Raw genomic sequence first — 18,255 nt, 5'->3', positions numbered from 1 at the left:
CTGCTGTGCGGTGTCGAAGGGCGGGTCGTGGGATCCGGGGGCCCGGTGTCGTACCGGAAGAGGAACGGCAGGTGCCCAGCCTTTGCGGGGCGGCATGGTGGCGGCCACTTCGTGGCGGTCGTACGGCGGTCGTACGGCCGGTGCCGCGGAGTCCTGTTCCCGGGCACCGGGGGGTGCCATGCCGGGGTCAGCCGACGTCGAGCACGATCTTGCCCCGGACGCGCTTGGTCTGGCTGAGGCGGAACGCCTCGGCCGCCGCAGCGAGGGGCAGGACGCGGTCGACGTGGACCGTGAGCTTGCCGGTGTCGGCGAGCGTGGCGAGCTCCTCGAGGTCCGCGCTGACGGGCTGGGTGAACACATGGCGCCCGCCCTTCGCGGCCACCTGCTGGTCGACGATCGAGGCGACCCGCGAGGAGTCCTTGAGCAGTTCCTGCGAGACGGCGACGGCGTCACCGCCCACGCAGTCCACCGCGGCGTCGATCCCCTCGGGGGCCAACTGCCGCACCCGCTCGGCCAGGCCCTCGCCGTAGGTGACGGGCTCGGCGCCCAGCGACCGCAGGAAGTCGTGGTTGCGCTCGCTGGCCGTACCGATGACCCGGGCGCCCCGCGCCACCGCGATCTGGGCGGCCAGTGAACCGACGCCACCGGCCGCGGCGTGCACCAGCACCGTCTCCCCCGCCCCGGCGCCCACCGCTACCAGCGCCTGCAGCGCGGTGAGCCCGACCAGCGGAAGGCCGGCCGACTGCTCCCAGTCCAGCGAGGCGGGCTTGCGCGCGAGGGTGTGCACGGGTGCGGCGACGTACTCCGCGTAGGTGCCGTGCTGCACCTGCTGCGTGCGGACGTAGCCGATGACCTCGTCACCGACGGCGAACTCGGTGACGTCGGGGGCGACGGCCTCGACCACGCCCGCCACGTCGAAGCCCGGCACGACGGGCAGGGTGACCTTCAGCATGCCCTCCATGTGACCGGCGACGATGTGCCAGTCGACCGGATTGACCGCGGTGGCCTTCACCCGCACCAGCACCGAGCCGGCGCCGACCTCGGGGGTGTCGGTCTCGGCCAGCTCCAGGACGTCGGGGCCTCCGTACGTACGGGCGAGGATCGCTTTCATGACCAGCACGTGCCTTTCACTCCCAGAATGTGTACGGCGCTTACATTAGCTTCCAGATGTAAGCAGCGTCAACTTTGCTGGCCGTTGCTGCGATGATGGAAGGGAAAGGAGAACTCATGGCGATGTCCACCACCTCCCCCCGCGGTCGGTACCACCACGGCGACCTGCGAGCCGCCTGCCTCAAGGCGGCCCGTGAGCTGCTGGAGGAGGGAGGCGAACTGTCACTGCGCGCGGTCGCCCGCCGCGCGTCCGTGTCCACGGCCGCTCCCTACCGGCACTACGCGGACAAGGACGCGCTGGTGTCGGCCCTGGCGGCACAGGGCTGCCGGGAACTGCACGACTGTCTCGCCGCGGCCGCCCCCGCCGTGACCTCGGACGACTTCGCCGCCCTGGCCGTCGCCTACGTACGTTTCGCGCTCGCACACCCCGCTCTGTTCCGGATCATGTTCAGGACCTCCTGCACCCCCGCGGACACCGAGCGGGACGCGGCCGCGGCGGACGTGGACGCCTTCGTCCGCCGGGCCGCCGCGCGCGCCCGCCCCGACGCCGACCCCGACGCCCTGGGCGTGGCGTGCTGGGCGCTGCTCCACGGGCTCGCCTTCCTGTATCTGGAGGGCAAGCTGCCGACGGATCCCCCGGCCGCGGTCGACGCACGCGTCCGCACATCAGTCGGAGCACTGATCGACGCGTGACGGCCCGGCTGGTGACGCGATTCCACCGCCGGGTTGTCGGCCTGGGGTGTTTCTTCGGAGTGGCAGACCCCCACCCTGGGAGAAACGGACCGCACCGCTGAACCGGGGCGCGGGGCGAGCCGGACCCCGGATCCGACCGAGGCCGGGAGGGCGGGAATCAAGACTCCCAACGGCGAGCGAACCTGGTTGAACGCGGCCGAATGGACGGGAAAGATCAACAGCGAAGGCCGGCGAACCTCTGAGGGCGGGATCCACCCCAAGCCGGTCGGCAGCGATGATCGCGGCGCGGGCTGGTGGCGTACTCGGCGATGTACGCCGCAACGGACCGCTCGGTCAGCTCCCGGCCGTCGTCGAAGAGAACGGCCGCTTGCCGGTCGCAGGTGCCCGGGTCGAGCGGCGTCCCCAGGGCGGGTCCTGCTCATCAGCCCTCGGCAGCCTCCTCGCTGTGGTGCGCGTCGTGGTGCGCGAGGTCGTCGCCTTGACACTTCGCACGCTCGGCGCGCACCCGGCCATCGGGCCGGGCGGCGACCTCCCGTCGCCGCCCACCTCCGAAAATGTTTCGTAACCGAGGAATTTCACCTCCTTGTCCCCGCCGCGAATTCCGTGTCAGTGTCCCGGTCCAGCAGGCAGGAAAACCACGGCGATGGCATCCGAAAGCGTTTCGCACCAGCCGCCCATCTGCCTGACGCATGCATACGGCATGTCGAGAGAAGAGAGGCAGATCATGCGCGGATTTCCGGCACCCGGAAAAGACGGGGCGATCATTCCGAGAGTGCGACGGGGGATCGGTGTCGCGATCGTCGTAGCGGCGGCCATGTCCCTTTCCGCATGCGGGACTTCGGGGCCGGCGGGCTCGTCCTCGGGTTCGTCGTCGAAGGGCCTGACCATGTGGGCGCTCAACGACCAGACGATCCTCAAGGCGTCAGTCGACGCCTACAACAAGGACCACCCCGACCAGAAGATCACCCTGCGGCTGTTCGCCAACGACGACTACAAGCAGAAGCTGCGAGTGGCCTTCGGCGCGAACCAGGCCCCGGACCTCTTCTTCAACTGGGGCGGCGGCGCGCTGGACGACTACGTCAAGGCGGACAAGGTGGCCGCCGTCACCGACGCCCAGGTGAACCTGCTGCGCTTCACCCCCAGTGTGCTGAAGAGCGCCACCTTCGCCGGTGACGTCTACGGCGTCCCGGCGAACGGTCTGGCTCCCGTCGTCCTCTACTACAACAAGAAGGTTCTGAAGGACGCGGGCGTCGAGCCGCCGAAGACGTACGGCGACCTGCTCGCGGCGGTGAAGAAGCTGAAGGGCGACGGCGTCACCCCGATATCCCTCGCCGCGAACTCGAAGTGGCCCACGCTGATGTACCTGGAGTACCTGCTGGACCGCGAGGGCGGGTCCGAGGCCTTCGACGCCATCGCCTCCGGTGACGCCTCCGCGTGGAAGAGCCCGGCGGTCACCGCGGCCAACACCCGCCTCCAGGAGCTGGCCGAGGCCGGTGCCTTCGGCGACAACGCCTCCTCCGTGAACTACGACCAGGGAGCCTCCACCGCGCTGCTCTACACCGGCAAGGCCGGCATGGAGCTGATGGGCACCTGGGAGTACGCCAACCTGGTCAAGGCCGCGCCGGACTTCGTGAAGAAGGACCTCGGCTACGTCGCCTTCCCGTCCCTGTCCGGCGGCAAGGGCGACCCGAAGGACATCGTCGGCAACCCGTCGAACTTCCTGTCGCTGAACAAGGCGAGCAAGAACAGATCCGCGGCGCTGACGTACCTGAAGGACTACGTCATGAACGGCGACCAGGTCGACGCCTACCTCGCGGCCGGCAGCGTGCCGCCGGTCAACGGGCTCGAGTCGAAGCTGGCGGCCGTGAAGTCGGACGACAAGCGGTGGCTGACCTTCGTCTACAAGCTGGTGCAGGACTCCCCGAACTTCCAGCTCTCCTGGGACCAGGCCCTCCCCTCCGACCAGGCCGACCCGCTGCTGACCAATGTGGACAAGTCGTTCCTGCGGCAGATCAAGCCGGAGGAGTTCGGTACGAACATGAGCAAGGCGGCGCAGTGATGGCCACCGTGGTCCGTACGTCGCGTCCGGTCGCGGCCCACAGGGCGCGGCCGGGCACGGCCCGTGGCGGGCGGCGCCGTCGCCTCAGCGGCCTGCTGATGGCCGCGCCCGCGCTGCTTCTGTTCGCTCTGTTCGGCCTGGTCCCGCTGGTCGGCGTGCTGGTGCTCAGCCTCGCCCGCTGGGACGGTCTGGGTTCCGTCGGCTGGGCCGGCCTCGCCAACTGGACCGGCGTCCTGGGCGACGGCGCGACCTGGCAGGCGCTGTGGCTCACCCTCAAGGTGATGGTGGTGAGTTGGCTGGTGCAGACGCCGCTCGCGCTGGCGCTCGGTGTCTTCCAGGCTCCCCGGGGACGGCTGCGCGCGCTGTTCGCCGTGCTGTGGTTCCTGCCCCTGCTGCTGTCCGCCGTGGCCATCGGCCTGACCTGGCAGGCGCTGCTCGACCCGTCCTTCGGTATCGGCGCCACGCCCGGTCTGCACTGGCTGGCCCAGCCCCTGCTGGGCTCGCCCGACCTCGCCCTCTACACGGTGATCTTCGTGATCGCCTGGCAGTTCACGCCGTTCCACGCGCTGCTCTACCAGGCCGGGATCCGGCAGATCCCCATCTCCCTGTACGAGGCCGCCGCGATCGACGGCGCGGGGCCGATGACCCGCTTCCTGCGCATCACGCTTCCGCAGCTGAAGTACACCTTCGTCACATCGAGCACGCTGATGCTGGTCGGCTCGCTGACCTACTTCGACCTGATCTTCGTCCTCTCCGGAGGCACCGGCGGCCCCGGCACCGCGACCCGTGTGCTGCCGCTGGCCATGTACATCACGGGCTTCCAGGCCCACGACATGGGCCGGGCCAGCGCGATCGCCACCCTCCTGGTGGTCTTCGGTCTCGCGCTGTCGCTGCTCACCACCCGCCTGTCCGGCTTCACCCGGATGGACAGCCAGCAGGAGGGCCTGTGAGTACCGCCGCCACCACCCTGCGCCGCACCGTCACCGGCGGTGCCACGCTGGCCTGGACCGCGCTCGTCGTCGTACCCGTGTACTGGGTGGTGGTGACCAGTCTGCGGGGCAGCGCCGACTTCACGACCGCGAGTCCGCTGGCACCTCCCGCGCATCCGACCCTGGACAACTACCGGAGCGTCCTCGACGGCGGCTTCACGACCTACCTGCTCAACAGCGTGGTGGTCACGGTGGCGGCGGTCGCGATCACCGTGGTCGTCGCGCTGATGGCGGCCTTCTCCATCGTCCGCTACAGCAATCCCTGGTCGCGGCTGTCCTTCCGCCTCTATCTCCTGGGCCTGGCGATCCCCCTCCAAGCGGTGATCATCCCGGTGTACCTGCTGATCATCCGCATGCACATGTACGACAGCCTGATCGCGATCGTGCTGCCCTCGGCGGCGTTCGCGCTGCCGGTGACGGTGATGATCCTGGTCAGCTTCCTGCGGGACGTGCCGCGTTCGCTGTTCGAGGCGATGGTCGTGGACGGCGCCGGCGACTGGCGCATGCTGTTCTCGCTCGCCGCGCCGCTGGCCCGCCCCGCGCTGGTGACGGTCGCGGTCTACGACGGCCTCCAGGTCTGGAACGGCTTCCTCTTCCCGCTCATCCTCACCCAGAGCGGCGACAAGGCCGTCCTGCCGCTCGCCCTGACCCTCTTCCGGGGGCAGTTCGGCATCAACGTGCCCGCGACCATGGCGGCGGTCGTCCTCTCCACTCTTCCCATGCTGGTCGTGTTCGTCCTCGCCAGGCGGCAGCTGGTCGCCGGACTGACCGCCGGATTCTCCAAGTAACCCACGCCTGTAGGGAGTCGGCCGGGGCGACGGAGCCGCCGGCCGCCCTCGGCATGCCCGTGCAACACCCCCTGAGGAGTCGTGCATGACGACCACCACGCCGGACCACGCCGATCTCTCCCCGGCGGACGACGACCGTCCCTGGGCCGACCCCGCCCGCCCGGTCGACGAACGCGTCGAGGCGCTGCTGGCGAGGCTCACCCTGGAGGAGAAGGTCGCCCAGCTCAGCAGCACCTGGGAGGACGTCGAACCGGCCGGCCCGGAAGTCGCCCCCGGCACCAGCCTGTTCGGGCGCGTCGGCGACCTCGACGAGACCGCCCGGCACGGCCTCGGCCAGCTCACCCGCCCCTACGGCACCGTCCCCCGCCCCGCCCTGGAACACGCCCGCCTGCTGGCCGCACGCCAGCGCCAGATCATGGCGCAGAGCCGCTTCGCCATCCCGGCGATGGCCCACGACGAGTGCCTCACCGGCTTCACCGCCTACGGCGCCACCATCTACCCCACCTCCCTGGCCATGGCGGCCACCTTCGACCCCGCGCTGATCCGCCGGGTCGGCGCGGCCATCGGCGCCGACATGGCCGCCGCGGGCGTCCACCAGGGCCTCGCCCCGGTGGTCGACGTCATCCGCGACTACCGCTGGGGCCGCTGCGAGGAGACCTACGGCGAAGACCCGTACCTCGTCGGCGAGATGGGCGAGGCGTACGTGCTCGGATTGCAGGAAGCCGGGGTGTACGCCACCCTCAAGCACTTCGCCGGCTACTCCTCCTCCATGGGCGGCCGCAACCACGCCCCGGTCGGCATCGGCCACCGCGAGCTCAGCGACGTCATCCTGCCGCCCTTCGAGCGGGCCGTGGCCGCCGGAGTGGGCTCGGTCATGAACTCGTACGCCGAGATCGACGGCGAGGCCCCCGCCGCGAGTCGCAGACTGCTGACCGGTGTGCTGCGTGAGCAGTGGGGTTTCGAGGGCACCGTCGTCTCCGACTACTGGTCGCTGCCGTTCCTGGTGAACGCGCACCGGGTGGCCGCCGATCTGCCGGGCGCCGGGGCGCTGGCACTCGGGGCCGGACTGGACGTCGAACTACCGGACCAGCGCGGTTTCGGCGCCGCACTCGTCGCCGCCGTCCGCGACGGAGCGGCCGAGGAGACCGACGTCGACCGGGCCGTGCGGCGGGTGCTGCGGCAGAAGGTCGCACTCGGGCTCCTCGACCCCGACTGGGACCCGGAGCCGCCCGCCCTGCGCGAGGGCCGACTCGACCTGGACAAGCCGCACAACCGGCGACTCGCGCACGCCGTCGCCCAGTCCAGCGCCGTGCTGCTGCACAACGCCGGGGGCCTTCCGCTGCCCTCCGCCGGCCGGATCGCGCTGATCGGCCCGTGCGCCGACGACGTGCGCACGATGTTCGGCTGCTACAGCTTCCCCAACCACGTCCTCTCCGACCGCGACGACCTCGGCAACGGAGTGGAGGCGGTGTCGCTGCGCGCGGCGCTCGCCGCCGAACTCCCGGATGTGCAGTGGCTGTTCGCACAGGGGTGCCCGATACGGGACGTGGAGCGGGGCGGCATTGCGGCTGCGGTGGAGACGGCTTCCGCGGCCGACCTCACCGTCCTGGCCGTCGGCGACAAGCCCGGCATGTTCGGGATCGGCACCTCGGGCGAGGGCTGCGACGTGGAGGACCTGCGGCTGCCGGGCGTGCAGGAGGAGCTGGTCGAGGCGGTCCTCGCGACGGGCCGACCCGTCGTCCTCGTCGTCGTCAGCGGTCGCCCGTACGCCGTGGGGCGGTTCGCGGCCGGTACGGCGGCCATGGCGCAGGTCTTCCTGCCCGGCGAGGAAGGGGGCCGAGCGGTCGCCGAAGTCCTCTCCGGCCGGGCGAACTTCAGCGGCAGGCTGCCGGTGCAGATCCCCAACTCGCCCGCCGGACAGCCGTACACCTATCTCCACCCGCCCCTGGGCGACCGGCAGAGCTGGCTGTCCAACCTCGACCCGACCCCGGCGTTCCCCTTCGGGCACGGCCTGTCCTACACCGCGTTCGAGATCCACGGCCTGGCGACGGACCGGCAACTCGTCCCCACGGACGGCGACTTCGAGGTCTCCGTGCAGGTACGCAACACCGGGCCCGTCCCCGGCGCCGAGACCGTCCAGCTGTACTTCACCGACCCGGTCGCCCAGGTCACCCGGCCGGTCCGGGCGCTGCTGGCCTTCGCCAAGGTGCACCTGGAGCCGGGCGAGGAGGCGACCGTGCGCTTCGACGTCCACACCGACCGCCTGGCCTTCACCGGCCTGGACGGCCGGCGCATCGTCGAGCCCGGCGAGATCCTGCTCCACGCCGGGTCCTCCAGCGGTGACACCCCGAACGAGGCGAGCGTTCGGCTCGTCGGTGAGCAGCGGGACGCGAGCGTGGTGCGGCGGCACGGGGTGCCGGCGGTGGTCGAGCGGAACTGAGGGGGTCCTTGGGCAGGAACGGGCACCTCGCCGGGGCGGGCGGTCTCTCCACGGGGCCGTCCGCCTTGTCATCCGCCGGGCGGGGCGGCCGTGGAGGCCCTCAGGACCAGCTCCGTGGCCAGTTCGATGCGCGGGGAAGCGGGCGGACGGCCCTCGGCCACGGACAGCAGCACCCGGGTGGCCTCGCGCCCCAGTTCCTCGAACGGCTGGCGCACCGCGCTGAGCGGCGGCGACGCCATGGCCGCCACCAGGGTGTCGTCGAAGGACATCACCGCCAGGTCGTCCGGCACCCGCAGCTTCAGTTGCCGGGCCGCTTCCAGCACCCCGAGCGCCTGGGCGTCGCTGGCCGCGAAGACCGCCGTGGGCCGCCGCTCACCGCGCAGGATCCTGAGGCCGGCCGCGAGCGCCTCGTCGTAGTCGAAGTCGGTCGAGCCCACGATCGCCGGGTCGTAGGCGATGCCCGCCTCCTCCAGCGCCGCCCGGTAGCCGTGCAGCCGGGCCGCCCCCGCCAGGGAGTGCGAGCGCCCCGCGACCATGGCGATCCGGGTGTGGCCCAGGCCGAGGAGATGCTGCACCGCCTCCCTGGCCCCGCTCCAGTTCGTCACCCCGATGCTCGGGATGTCGGCCGACGGCGCGCTCAGCGGGTCCACCAGCACCACCGGCAGCCGCTGCTCGACGATCCGCCGCTGGTCGTCCTCGGACAGCATCGAGATCACGATGACCAGCCCGGCGGCGCCGAGCGCCACGCACTCCTGAAGCCACTGGGAGATGGACCGCCGGCTCGTGGTCCCGGTCACCACGTCGACGCCGAGCTCACCGGCCGCGTCCACGATCCCGCGGACGACCTCCAGGGTGTACGGCCCCGACAGGTCGCGGAAGACGGCGATGATCTGCGGGGACGCGGCGGACTCCCGGTCCCAGGAGCGCACGTACCCGTACCGCTCCAGCAGTTCCTCGACCCGGGACCGGGTCTTCGCGCCCACGTCACGGCGCCGGTGCACCACTTTGGACACGGTGCTGAGCGACACCCCCGCTTCCTGGGCGATGCTCGTCAGCAGGCCGTACTGCGCGTCCAGCTGCCCCTTGTCCTGAACGGTCACTGTCCTCGTTCTCCCGTGGCGACGTGGCGCCATGCAACAGCAGCGGGCGCCGGCGGACAAGCCTCCGGCGCCCGCGGTGTGACTCAGGGGTCCCTTAAGAGACCCTGCTCCACTGCTGGGTGGCGTTGCCGAGGCCGGTCCACAGCTGGACCTTCGAACCGTTGGCGGTGCCCCAGCCGGTCACGTCGATGACGAGACCGTTGGAACGGTTGACGATTGTGCCGTCCACCCGGAACGCCCACTGCTGGCTGGTCGTGCCGTTGCAGGTCCACAGGATCAGCTTGGTGCCCGCGGTGGTGCCGTCGGCGTTCGCGGCCAGGCACTTGCCGGAGATCCGCAGTTCGCCCGCGCTGGTCCGGGTGATGGTCTGGTTGGCGTTGCCCGAGCAGTCGTAGATCTGGACCTGGACACCGGTCTGGCCGTTCGGGACGTCGAGGCAGCGGCCGGAGTGGCTGCCCTGCAGGGTGAACGTCGCGTCCGTGGGCAGCGGGTCCCGGACCAGCTTCCAGTCCTGCGAGCCGTCGTCGGTCGACGCGGCCAGGGTGACGGAGCCGCCCGCGGTCGCGCCGGTCAGGTAGAGGTTCGTGTTGCGGACCGAGCGGAGCTTGTAGTACCCGCTGGTGGCGGAGGCGACCTGCGTCCACCGCTTGTCGGTGGCATCGTCGTCCACCCACTGGGCCAGCTTCTGCCCGGCCGTCGCGGTGCCGGTCCAGATGGCGACCGCGCGGCCGCCGGCCTTGTTCAGCAGGGTGATGTCGGAGCCCTTGGCCTGGGTGTGCCAGCGCTGGGTGTCGTCCGAGGAGCTCACGGCGCTCGTCACCAGGTCGGCGGCGTCGCCGGTGAGGTTCGCGTCCTGCGTCTTGCCGGAGGCGGGGGCGAGGGCCTGGCCGGTCAGCCGGTTGACGAGGGTGTGGTAGGCGCCGTCGGACCGGCCGAGGTCGACCTCGGCGTACTTGACCGGCCCGACGCTCGCGCCGCTCCATGACGCCTGCAGGATCAGCACGCGTCCCGTTCCGTCGACGTACTGGAGATGACGGCTGTACCCGCCGGCGATCGTCGTCTGGTACTGCTTCCAGGTGCCGGTGCTCAGCCCGGACTCGTTCACCCACACGCTGCCGCTGCCGGAGGCGTTGTACGCGATCCGTCCGTCGGGCATCGGAAGGAGGACAGGGCTGCCTCCCGTGGACAGCGTGTTGCCGCCCGACGGCACGGGCAGCGAGGTGATCGCCGCGTCCGTGCCCGAGCGGAACTTCGTCGGGTCGTCCGCGATCCGGTAGCGGACGTTCGTACCGCCGCCCCAGTACTCGTACGTCATGAGCCACTTGCCGTCGGTGGTCGGCGCGACCGTGGTCATGCCGGGGCGTCCGCCGCCGATCTCCGTCTTGCCGCTGCCCATGCTCACCGTCGAGCCGGGAACGTCGACGACCGGGTTGCTCCAGTCGGAGTTGCTGGTGCCGTCCCAGGTGCGGTGCATCAGGACCTGGCCGCCGGAGTCCGTGGCGGTGGCGTTGTCGGGGTCGAGGGTCGGGGCGCCGGTGGACGTGTCGTAGCCCGTGTAGTCGTTCTCGTCGGAGTAGTAGGCGATCAGCTGCCCCTTGTGGGCGAGCAGATGCGGCTCCCAGACCGGGTCGACCTGCTTGTACGTGTTCGCCGTGGAGGTACGGCCGAGGCTGCCCGCGCTGCCGCCCTGCCAGCCACCGGCGGCGATGATGTTCTGGAAACTCCAGGTCGCCCCGTCATCGTTGCTGGAGTACAGGGCCAGCGCCACGTCCTTCCGGTCGCCGTCGCCGGTCGGCGTCCAGCTGGAGTTCGCCGCCTTCTGCTCCTTGTAGTAAGAGTCGTCGCCCGAGACGATGCTCGCGAGCAGCAGGGTGCCGGCGCTCAGGTCGCCCACGTCCTGCGGGAGGACGTAGAGATACGGGTTGGTCCAGTTGCTCGTGTACTTCGCGTACGCGGAGTCGCCGGACAGGTATGCGGGGGCTTTGACATCGGCCAGCTTCGCCCACGTCGTGCCGTCGTCGTCACTCTTGTAGACGGGCATGGTCTGCCCCACCGGAGCGGTCTCGCTGTCCTCGAACGTCGCCACGATCCGGCCGCTCGGCAACTGGGCCGACTTCGGGTACAGCACGCAGGGACTCTTGTTGCACGCGGCGGAATTCGTCGCCGTGTAAAGGCTCGCGGGACTCGGCTGATAAGCCGACGCGTTCCCCGCTGAGGCGATGGTGAATGCCATACCGATGCCCGCAGCCGCTGCCGCCGCGAGCACCTTCCGTATCAGTGAACGAATCAACGCGGTTCCTTTGTGGCCTGAGCGGTTCCTCTGGCAGAAATTGCCGGACGAAAGGTGAGGACAGTATTGGGAAGCAGCGGCTGTGTGTCACGGGCCCGTTTCCGAAAGTGTTTCGCATACAGGCGGTGACCGGATATTGACGAGAGGACCGGGCCACCAGCTCCGAGATGCAGGTCAGGTGTACGCCTCGAACGCACCACTCCGGCCCCTCTGGGATCGCCGGTACCGGAATCACGACAATGTTGCACTTCAAGCGATCTGCCTCGTCCGTGCCAGAGGTGCCCTACCGTGACCGTCACGCACAGCAAGCGAGGGGGACCGTGAGTACACCACCGGCACCGCAGCGGCCGCCGCGTCCTGATGAAGTGCTTGCCTTCCACAACGGGGACACGCTGGAGAACATCCCCGTGATCCGCGACGAAGCAGCACCCCGCACGCCGCGGGTCCCTTGGAAGGCGACGATGGTCGGGGCAGCGGTCGTCGGTGTCTGCGTGGCCCTGTTTCTGCACCAGCACACGGGATCCGGTCACGCTCCCGACGGGAAGGCGCTCCCCGAGGCGACACACGGCGTCGCGGGAGCTGGGCAGGCGAACAGCGGAACCTCTCCGACACCCCCGGAGCCGCCCTCGGCGTCGAGCGCCGCACCGCCTCGCTCAGCGGACGCATCGCCGTCATGCGTCCCGGTGACCTACAAGACGCCTGACGGCCCGGCGGACTGTAAGCCGAAAGCCGATGTCTGTGTTGTGGGCGCACCCTGGCATGCGGCAGACATCGACGGGCTGTGCGGCGGCCCCGCGCCACTGCAATCCATCCACGTCATCGCGCAGCCCGCCACCGGCGGGGATCCCGGTGCCACTTACTGTCTCGCGTGGACCGGCAGCAGCGACGGCGCGGGGAAGGACGCCACCCTTCTTATGAACGCGGCAGGCTATCAGTGTGGTGCCTATCTCGTTGGCCCAGACGGACAGGTGATCAACGCGGACGGCACTTCTGTCTTCTCGGACACTCCCCAGTACTGTGAGGGGGACTACCCGGGCACCAGGATGACTTATCCGGGAGTCCTGGACTTTCCGAACGAGGGCGGTGCACAACCGCCCACGTATGTCTGCGTTGCCGAGAACGCAGGCGCATGAGGGGGAACAGCGGGAGCCAACGGCCGAACGCAGACCCGACCCCTGGTCGCTGACAGGCCGTGCGCGGGCGATGGCGGGGATGATGGACGTATGCGCATCCGCATCGACGCAGTCGACCTGCCCGGCCGTACCCGCCCCGCCCTTGTCGACGGCGAAGCCCCCTCCTCCTACGGCAACCTCCACGTCGCCGTGCAACGCCGTGACCGTCCGGCCGAACTCCTTGAGCCACAGCCCGCCGACGGGTTGTCCGCGACGTGGACCCTGGAGTGCACCACGAGCGCCTCGCTGACCGGCATCGAGGTCAAAGGCCCCTACGTGCAGGACCGTCTGGGCCGACGGTTCATCTACCTGTCGTGGGGCACGGTCGACGAGTCGGGCACCTTCACGATGTTCCGCCGCGCCAAGCTCATGCTCGACGTCATCCCCGCCGACGTTCTCGCCGCAGCCGCACGCGACGGGTTGCTGGTCGGACGCCTCGGCCTGACCGATGCGCGGGGCGGGCCCCTGTGCGCACGTGTCGAGCCCCCTCACATCACCTGGACCGCCGCCCGCCCCGGCTAGGAACCGTCGGCCCGGGTGGCCCCGTCACCCTCCATCACCCGCCGGGCCGCATGCCGGGCTGCCGGGTTGGCGATCAGGTGGCGTGGGTCGCCGACCCGGTTGATCGCCGACTCGACGGCCGCGATCCGGTCGGCCAGGAGGCCCAGGGCGGAGACGGCCCGGGCGAGTTGGTCGTCCTCGGGGCCGCCGAGGGACTGGGCCCGGACGTGGGCTGCCTTCAACTCGGCCCAGCGCGCCGCCTGTTCGACCGTCAGGGTGCCGCGCAGTTCCGCCAGCTTGAGGAGGTTGGCCTCGGCCCCGGTGGTGAGGGTCTGGGCCTCGGCACGGTAGTGGTCCTCGATCAGCGCGGACAGCTCGGCCTCGTTCATGACGGGCTGTACGCGCTGGGCGATCTTGTTCATGGTGCGGTAGGAACCCTGGAGCCGGAACGGCGGTTCCGTGCGGGTCGTGTCCGACTGGGCCGCCGAGGCGATGTACGCCGCGTTCACGGCCAGGACCGTCTCCCGGACGGTGAGCAGGTGGCGGAGCACGGCCAGGATCCGTTCCAGCTCCGCGGGGGCGTAGGGGTGGGTGAGGTGGTCCGCGTGGGCCGTCGCGTCATGCTCGGCGAGGCGGATCAGCAGGGCCAGGTCGGCCCGGTCGCGACCGGCGAGCGGGGCGAGGACCGGGTTGGCGGTGAGGGCGTTCTCGATGAAGCTGAGCGCGAAGGCGGCGCCCTTGCCGGTGAGGACGTCGCCGAGGTTCCACACGTCGGCGCGGTTGGCGAGCATGTCGGGCACCTGGAAGCGGCCGCCGGACTCGGTGTAGGGGTTGCCGGCCATGCAGACCGCGAAGCGCTTGCCGCGCAGGTCGTAGGTGCGCGGCGCGCCGTCCCGGACGCCCTCGATACGGCGGGTGGCGTCGCAGAGGGGGATGAACTTCTGGAGCAGTTCGGGCGAGGTGTGCTGGATGTCGTCGAGGTAGAGGAGGGTGTTGTTGCCCGCCGCCAACGCGAAGTTGATCTTCTCGATCTCCTGGCGGGCCGTGGCGTTCGGGGCCTCGGCCGGGTCGAGCGAGGTGACGGCGTGGCCGAGTGCCGGGCCGTCGACCCTGACCAGGATCATGCCGAGCCGGTCGGCGACGTACTCCATGAGGGTCGTCTTGCCGTAGCCGGGCGGGGAGATGAGCAGGAGCAGGCCGCCGGTGTCGGTGCGCTTGGACTCGCCCGTGGTGCCGAGCTGCTTGGCGAGGCTGTCGCCGATGAGGGGGAGGTAGACGTCGTCGATGAGCTTGCTGCGGACGAAGGACGACAGCACGCGGGGGCGGTGGTCGTCCAGGTGGAGGCGGGTGCGCTCGGCGTCCACCAGGGCGGTCCGGCGATGCTGGTAGGCGCGGTGGGCGGGTGCGTCGTGGGTGCGGAACCGGGTGGTGCGGGCGAGGAGTTCGTCGATGCGGAGGGTGAGGGCGCCGTCGGTGACGCGGGGGTGGGTGCCGCGCAGGCCCGTGACGGTGCGTGTGAGCGGCGCGTCGGACTCGTAGCGGGCCAGGTCCGGGCAGAGTTCGGCGGCCACCGCCTCGGCCAGGTCGCCGGGGGTGAGGTCGGTGCCGGTGGCGGTGGTGTACGCCGTCAGCCAGGCCTCGACCAGTTGCTCGCGGGCGGCCGGGTCGGTGAGGGCGGTGAGGTCGTCGTCGTAGGCCGAGGTGCCCACGGCGCGGCGGAACTTGTCGAGCAGGGTGCGGGTGCCGGCGCTGATGACGAAGCCGGGCGGGCCGCTGGTCAGCTCCTCGAAGAGGTACGCGGCCGCCGCCGTACCGCCCGCGACCTCCGCCAGTTCCCGCCGCAGGTCGGTGATGGCGGGTGCCAGGCCGAAGGTGTCCCGGGCCCGGGCCAGGGACACCGCGCGCCGGGTCCAGCTCTGCCGTTCCCCGTCCGTCGTGCCGTGCGCCCAGAACAGCTGGGCGGCCGCTCGGGCGGCCGGTTCGTGGCGCAGCGGGCCGGCGGTCTCGTGCAGGCTCAGGAGCGCGGTGAGGATCGCTGTCGCGTCGTGGTCGTGGACACCGCGCTCGTAGCCCTCGTCGTACGACGCCTGCGCGGCCTGCCGTACGAGGGCGGGCAGGTCGGCGTCGGCCAGGGCCTCGGGGCCGTGTTCGTGCAGGAGGCGGGCGGCGAGGTGTTCGGCGCGGTAGACCTCGGGCGACTCCGAGGGCAGGGGGCGGTCCCAGTACGGGCGGGTGGCGGCGAAGTCGGGGTCGGTGACCGCGCAGCGGTAGTCGGTGCCGGTCAGGGCGAAGGCGAGGGTGTCGCCGTGCGGGACGAGGGTGAGGTCGAGGGGCTGGGTGTTGACGGCGAAGCGGTGGGTGCCCAGGCGGATCGTGCGGCCGTCGTCGGTGTAGAGGTCGGTGCGGTCGCGCAGCGCGCGCAGCGCCTCCTGGCGGGCGGCCTTGAGGCGGCCGTCGAGTTCCTCGGCCCGCACCTGGTCGCCGAGGTCGCGCAGTTCACCGGCGATGCGGCGGACCTTGGCGGGCAGCGGGTCGGAGGTGAAGAACGTGGCGACGGCGTCCGCGTCGGGCTGGGCGGCGGCCCGGCGGGCGACGGTCCCGAGGACGCGGGCCGCCGACTCGGCCATGCGTTCGGCGCGCCGGGCGCGGGCGTCGGCGAGGGTCTGCTTGCGGGCGGAGAGCGCCTCGTGGATCTCCTCGCGCTTGTCGGCGAGGGTGGCGAGGAAGTCGTCGGACTCGGCGAACCGGGACTCCAGGTTCTCCACCTGCACCAGCAGGCGGGCGAGCTGCTCGTCGCAGGCCTCGGGGCTGTCCGAGGCGGCGAGCGCGCCGGTGACGGACTGGCCGAGCAGGGCGAACTCGGCGGCGAACTCGGCCCGCCCCTCACGGTCGCGGAGTGCGCGGCGGCGGCCGTCGAGGGCGGCGCGGGCGCGGTTGACGTCGCCGAGGACCTCGGCGACGCGCTCCAGGATCGTGGTGCGGACGGTGGCGTCGGCGATGTCCAGACCGGCGACGACCTCGGTCACCGTGCGCAGCCCGTCGGCGAGTTCGTCCACGCGGGCGGCGACGGGCTCCGCCTCGGCCACGGTGGCGATCGCCTCGGCGTCGGCGACGAGCCGCTCGACGTCCGCGTGGTGGCCGGCGAAGGCGTCCTCGCGGGCGAGGTGGGCCACGGCCCGCCGGCCGAAGGCGGTGAGGTCGGACTCGGTGTCGGCGGCGAGTCGGTCGATGCGGGCGGTGTCCGCGTACCGCATGTCCTTGAGGGTGAGCAGATGGCCCTGCGCGTGGCGCAGTTCGGTCAGGCCGGTCACCCAGTCGGCGGCGCTGCGCGCGGACTCGCCCCGCAGCCGTCGTACGACCTCGGCGACCCGCGTGGCGGCTTCCGTGAGCGCGTCCTCGGCCTGCCGGGTGAGGGTCTGGACGGTCTCGAACTCGGTCAGAACCTGCTGTGCCGTGTCGCGCAGATCGGTCAACGGGGTGGCGAGGTCGCCGAGTTCGGGGTCGCCCAGCCAGTGGTGGGTGTCCGCAGCCCGGGCACAGGCGGCCAGCAGCGCCTCGTACACCTCGCGGGTGGGGGTGGTGTCGGCGACGGCGCCCGTGATGGACAGGCAGTCGGAGATGCCGCGCACGAGGTCGGCGTTGCCGATCCGGGCCAGGGGGCCGGTGCCGACGGGCTGGGCGGCGGCGTGGGTGTCCGAGACGAACGGGGAGGTCCACAGCTGCACGGGGTGGACGCGCCGCGGCTCGTCGGTGTCGGCCCGCAGGGTCACGAGCGCACCGTCGTCGAAGAGCGCCCAGCCCTCGCAGGGCAGGGGGTTGGCCATCTCCTTGCGGATGGTGTTGTACGGCAGGAGGAGGCTGCGGCCCTCCGCGCGCGCGTGGAAGGCGTAGAGGACGTCCTCGCCGTTCGGGGAACGGATCTCCGACTCGAACTCCAGTCGTGCCGTGTCGAGTTCGTACGTCTTGTGGGTGCCGGTGGCCAGGCAGTAGCCGCCGGGGAAGACGATCCCCTGGTCGTCGGGCAGGCGGCGGCAGGCCCGGCCGATGCCGTCGAGGCGGACGACGGTCTTGGTGAGGGTGTTGAACACCAGGTGGCGGTCGGTGTTCTCCTTGTAGGGGCGCACGCGCAGCAGGATCAGGGCGCCCACGCGCGCGTGGGCGATGTCCGCGTCCGCAAGGGACTGCAACGGCTCGTCGACGGGCTCGCTGTGGACGCCCTCCGCCGTCTCGGTGTCGTCGTCGGTCTTGACGGTGAGGGCGCCGCCGACCGTGGAGACGAAGATCTCGCCGCCGATGGACACGTGCGGGTGGCGTCCGAGGACGTGGTCCTCGCGTGTGCTGTCGGTCCATTCGACGTCGTGGGACGGCGGCAGGACGTGGTCGCGTTCGCCCCGCGCGTCGAGGAACGTGGCCTGTCCGCCGTCGGACACCGCCCAGCGCAGCACCCTGGTGTCGTCCGCCTTCTCGCCGGTCTGGAAGACGGCGAGCAGCCGGCCCTCGGTGTGCCGGAGCCGGAGCAGGCGGGCCTGGCGGTAGTAGCGGTGCAGGGCGCCGAACTCGCGGACGAAGCCGGGGTCGTCGAGCAGGCCGGGCACGGCGTCGTCGGGCAGCCGGTTCAGGTCGCGGTCGTACAGCGCCAGGACGTCGCCGACGCTCGTGCCGGCCGCGCGGCTCGGGACGGCGTTGCTGCCGGAGAGCAGTACGTCGCCGACGGCCACGATGTCCCGGGGCACCGCGGCGTGCTCGGTGCGCAGTCGCCCGGTGCCGCCGAGGTCGAGGCGCGTCGAGCCGAACTCCTCGCTCCGGCGGGCGTTGAGCGCCTCGGCGCGGCGGGCGAGTTCGGCGGCCTGCGCGGTGAGACGGTCGCGCAGCACCTCGTACGTGCCGGCGTCTACGGGGGCGGGCGTGGTGGCGGGGGTTGCGGGGGCGTGCGTGCCGCCCGGGTTTCCGGGCGTGTGCGTGGCACCGGAGTTTCCGGGAGCGTGCGTGGCGTCGGCGTCCACAGGGGCGTGTGTGCCCCCGGCGTCCACGGGAACGTGCGTGCCGCCGGCGTCCGGGCCGATCGTCATGGCGTGCCTCTCAGGAAGTCGGTCAGGGCCGGTCCGGAGCCGCC

General features: G+C 71.4%; 12 protein-coding genes. 7 read left to right on the top strand and 5 right to left on the bottom strand.

Annotation, left to right across the window (positions count from 1 at the left end):
* Positions 1–187: 187 nt before the first annotated feature.
* Positions 188–1,111 carry an alcohol dehydrogenase catalytic domain-containing protein gene (locus tag ACFZDE_RS19785; RefSeq protein WP_391201398.1) on the bottom strand — a complete coding sequence of 308 codons (924 nt, stop codon included), beginning with the start codon at positions 1,109–1,111 and terminating at the stop codon, positions 188–190.
* A gap of 116 nt (positions 1,112–1,227) precedes the next feature.
* Between ACFZDE_RS19785 and ACFZDE_RS19780 the strand changes: the two genes are divergently transcribed.
* Positions 1,228–1,803, top strand: coding sequence for a WHG domain-containing protein (locus ACFZDE_RS19780; RefSeq protein WP_391201089.1), 576 nt, complete (start codon positions 1,228–1,230; stop codon positions 1,801–1,803).
* Between the two features lie 606 nt (positions 1,804–2,409).
* Here ACFZDE_RS19780 and ACFZDE_RS19775 read toward each other — a convergent pair.
* Entirely contained in the window at positions 2,410–2,703 is a 294-nt protein-coding gene (locus ACFZDE_RS19775; RefSeq protein ID WP_391201087.1) for a hypothetical protein, read from the bottom strand.
* Here ACFZDE_RS19775 and ACFZDE_RS19770 point away from each other — a divergent pair.
* From ACFZDE_RS19770 to ACFZDE_RS19755, 4 genes are all read left to right on the top strand, one after another.
* Positions 2,690–3,862 (top strand): extracellular solute-binding protein, encoded by a 1,173-nt coding sequence (locus ACFZDE_RS19770; protein ID WP_391201085.1) that lies wholly within the window; start codon positions 2,690–2,692, stop codon positions 3,860–3,862. The genes ACFZDE_RS19775 and ACFZDE_RS19770 overlap by 14 nt on opposite strands.
* A 98-nt stretch (positions 3,863–3,960) precedes the next feature.
* A complete protein-coding gene (locus ACFZDE_RS19765) occupies positions 3,961–4,812 on the top strand; it encodes an ABC transporter permease subunit (RefSeq protein WP_391201395.1) in 852 nt (283 codons plus the stop codon).
* Positions 4,809–5,639 (top strand): ABC transporter permease subunit, encoded by an 831-nt coding sequence (locus ACFZDE_RS19760; RefSeq protein WP_391201083.1) that lies wholly within the window; start codon positions 4,809–4,811, stop codon positions 5,637–5,639. Before ACFZDE_RS19765 ends, ACFZDE_RS19760 begins: the two co-directional genes overlap by 4 nt.
* An 85-nt stretch (positions 5,640–5,724) precedes the next feature.
* Positions 5,725–8,079 carry a glycoside hydrolase family 3 N-terminal domain-containing protein gene (locus ACFZDE_RS19755; RefSeq protein WP_391201081.1) on the top strand — a complete coding sequence of 785 codons (2,355 nt, stop codon included), beginning with the start codon at positions 5,725–5,727 and terminating at the stop codon, positions 8,077–8,079.
* A gap of 68 nt (positions 8,080–8,147) precedes the next feature.
* Here the strand turns inward: ACFZDE_RS19755 and ACFZDE_RS19750 are convergent, their stop codons facing one another.
* Complete coding sequence (locus ACFZDE_RS19750; RefSeq protein WP_390998967.1) at positions 8,148–9,179, bottom strand: substrate-binding domain-containing protein; 1,032 nt, start codon at positions 9,177–9,179, stop codon at positions 8,148–8,150.
* 94 nt (positions 9,180–9,273) lie between these two features.
* Positions 9,274–11,412, bottom strand: coding sequence for an RICIN domain-containing protein (locus tag ACFZDE_RS19745; protein ID WP_391201392.1), 2,139 nt, complete (start codon positions 11,410–11,412; stop codon positions 9,274–9,276).
* 740 nt (positions 11,413–12,152) lie between these two features.
* Here ACFZDE_RS19745 and ACFZDE_RS19740 point away from each other — a divergent pair.
* Positions 12,153–12,602, top strand: coding sequence for a hypothetical protein (locus tag ACFZDE_RS19740; RefSeq protein ID WP_391201079.1), 450 nt, complete (start codon positions 12,153–12,155; stop codon positions 12,600–12,602).
* A gap of 90 nt (positions 12,603–12,692) precedes the next feature.
* Positions 12,693–13,163, top strand: coding sequence for a DUF5990 family protein (locus ACFZDE_RS19735; protein ID WP_391201078.1), 471 nt, complete (start codon positions 12,693–12,695; stop codon positions 13,161–13,163).
* Here ACFZDE_RS19735 and ACFZDE_RS19730 read toward each other — a convergent pair.
* Complete coding sequence (locus tag ACFZDE_RS19730) at positions 13,160–18,211, bottom strand: DNA repair ATPase (protein ID WP_391201076.1); 5,052 nt, start codon at positions 18,209–18,211, stop codon at positions 13,160–13,162. The two genes, ACFZDE_RS19735 and ACFZDE_RS19730, sit on opposite strands and share 4 nt — an antisense overlap.
* Positions 18,212–18,255: the final 44 nt, after the last annotated feature.

The sequence above is a fragment of the Streptomyces sp. NPDC007929 genome, assembly GCF_042959065.1.
Taxonomy (GTDB): Bacteria; Actinomycetota; Actinomycetes; order Streptomycetales; family Streptomycetaceae; genus Streptomyces.
Note: the sequence above shows the minus strand (reverse complement) of the source record. Positions and strands in the feature narration are given on the sequence as shown.

Coding starts and splice junctions, on each gene's coding strand:
- ACFZDE_RS19785 (WP_391201398.1), bottom strand. CDS start 1,111: ATGAAAGCGATCCTCGCCCGTACGTACGGAGGCCCCGACGTCCTGGAG.
- ACFZDE_RS19780 (WP_391201089.1), top strand. CDS start 1,228: ATGGCGATGTCCACCACCTCCCCCCGCGGTCGGTACCACCACGGCGAC.
- ACFZDE_RS19770 (WP_391201085.1), top strand. CDS start 2,690: ATGTGGGCGCTCAACGACCAGACGATCCTCAAGGCGTCAGTCGACGCC.
- ACFZDE_RS19765 (WP_391201395.1), top strand. CDS start 3,961: ATGGCCGCGCCCGCGCTGCTTCTGTTCGCTCTGTTCGGCCTGGTCCCG.
- ACFZDE_RS19755 (WP_391201081.1), top strand. CDS start 5,725: ATGACGACCACCACGCCGGACCACGCCGATCTCTCCCCGGCGGACGAC.
- ACFZDE_RS19745 (WP_391201392.1), bottom strand. CDS start 11,412: ATGGCATTCACCATCGCCTCAGCGGGGAACGCGTCGGCTTATCAGCCG.
- ACFZDE_RS19735 (WP_391201078.1), top strand. CDS start 12,693: ATGCGCATCCGCATCGACGCAGTCGACCTGCCCGGCCGTACCCGCCCC.
- ACFZDE_RS19730 (WP_391201076.1), bottom strand. CDS start 18,211: ATGACGATCGGCCCGGACGCCGGCGGCACGCACGTTCCCGTGGACGCC.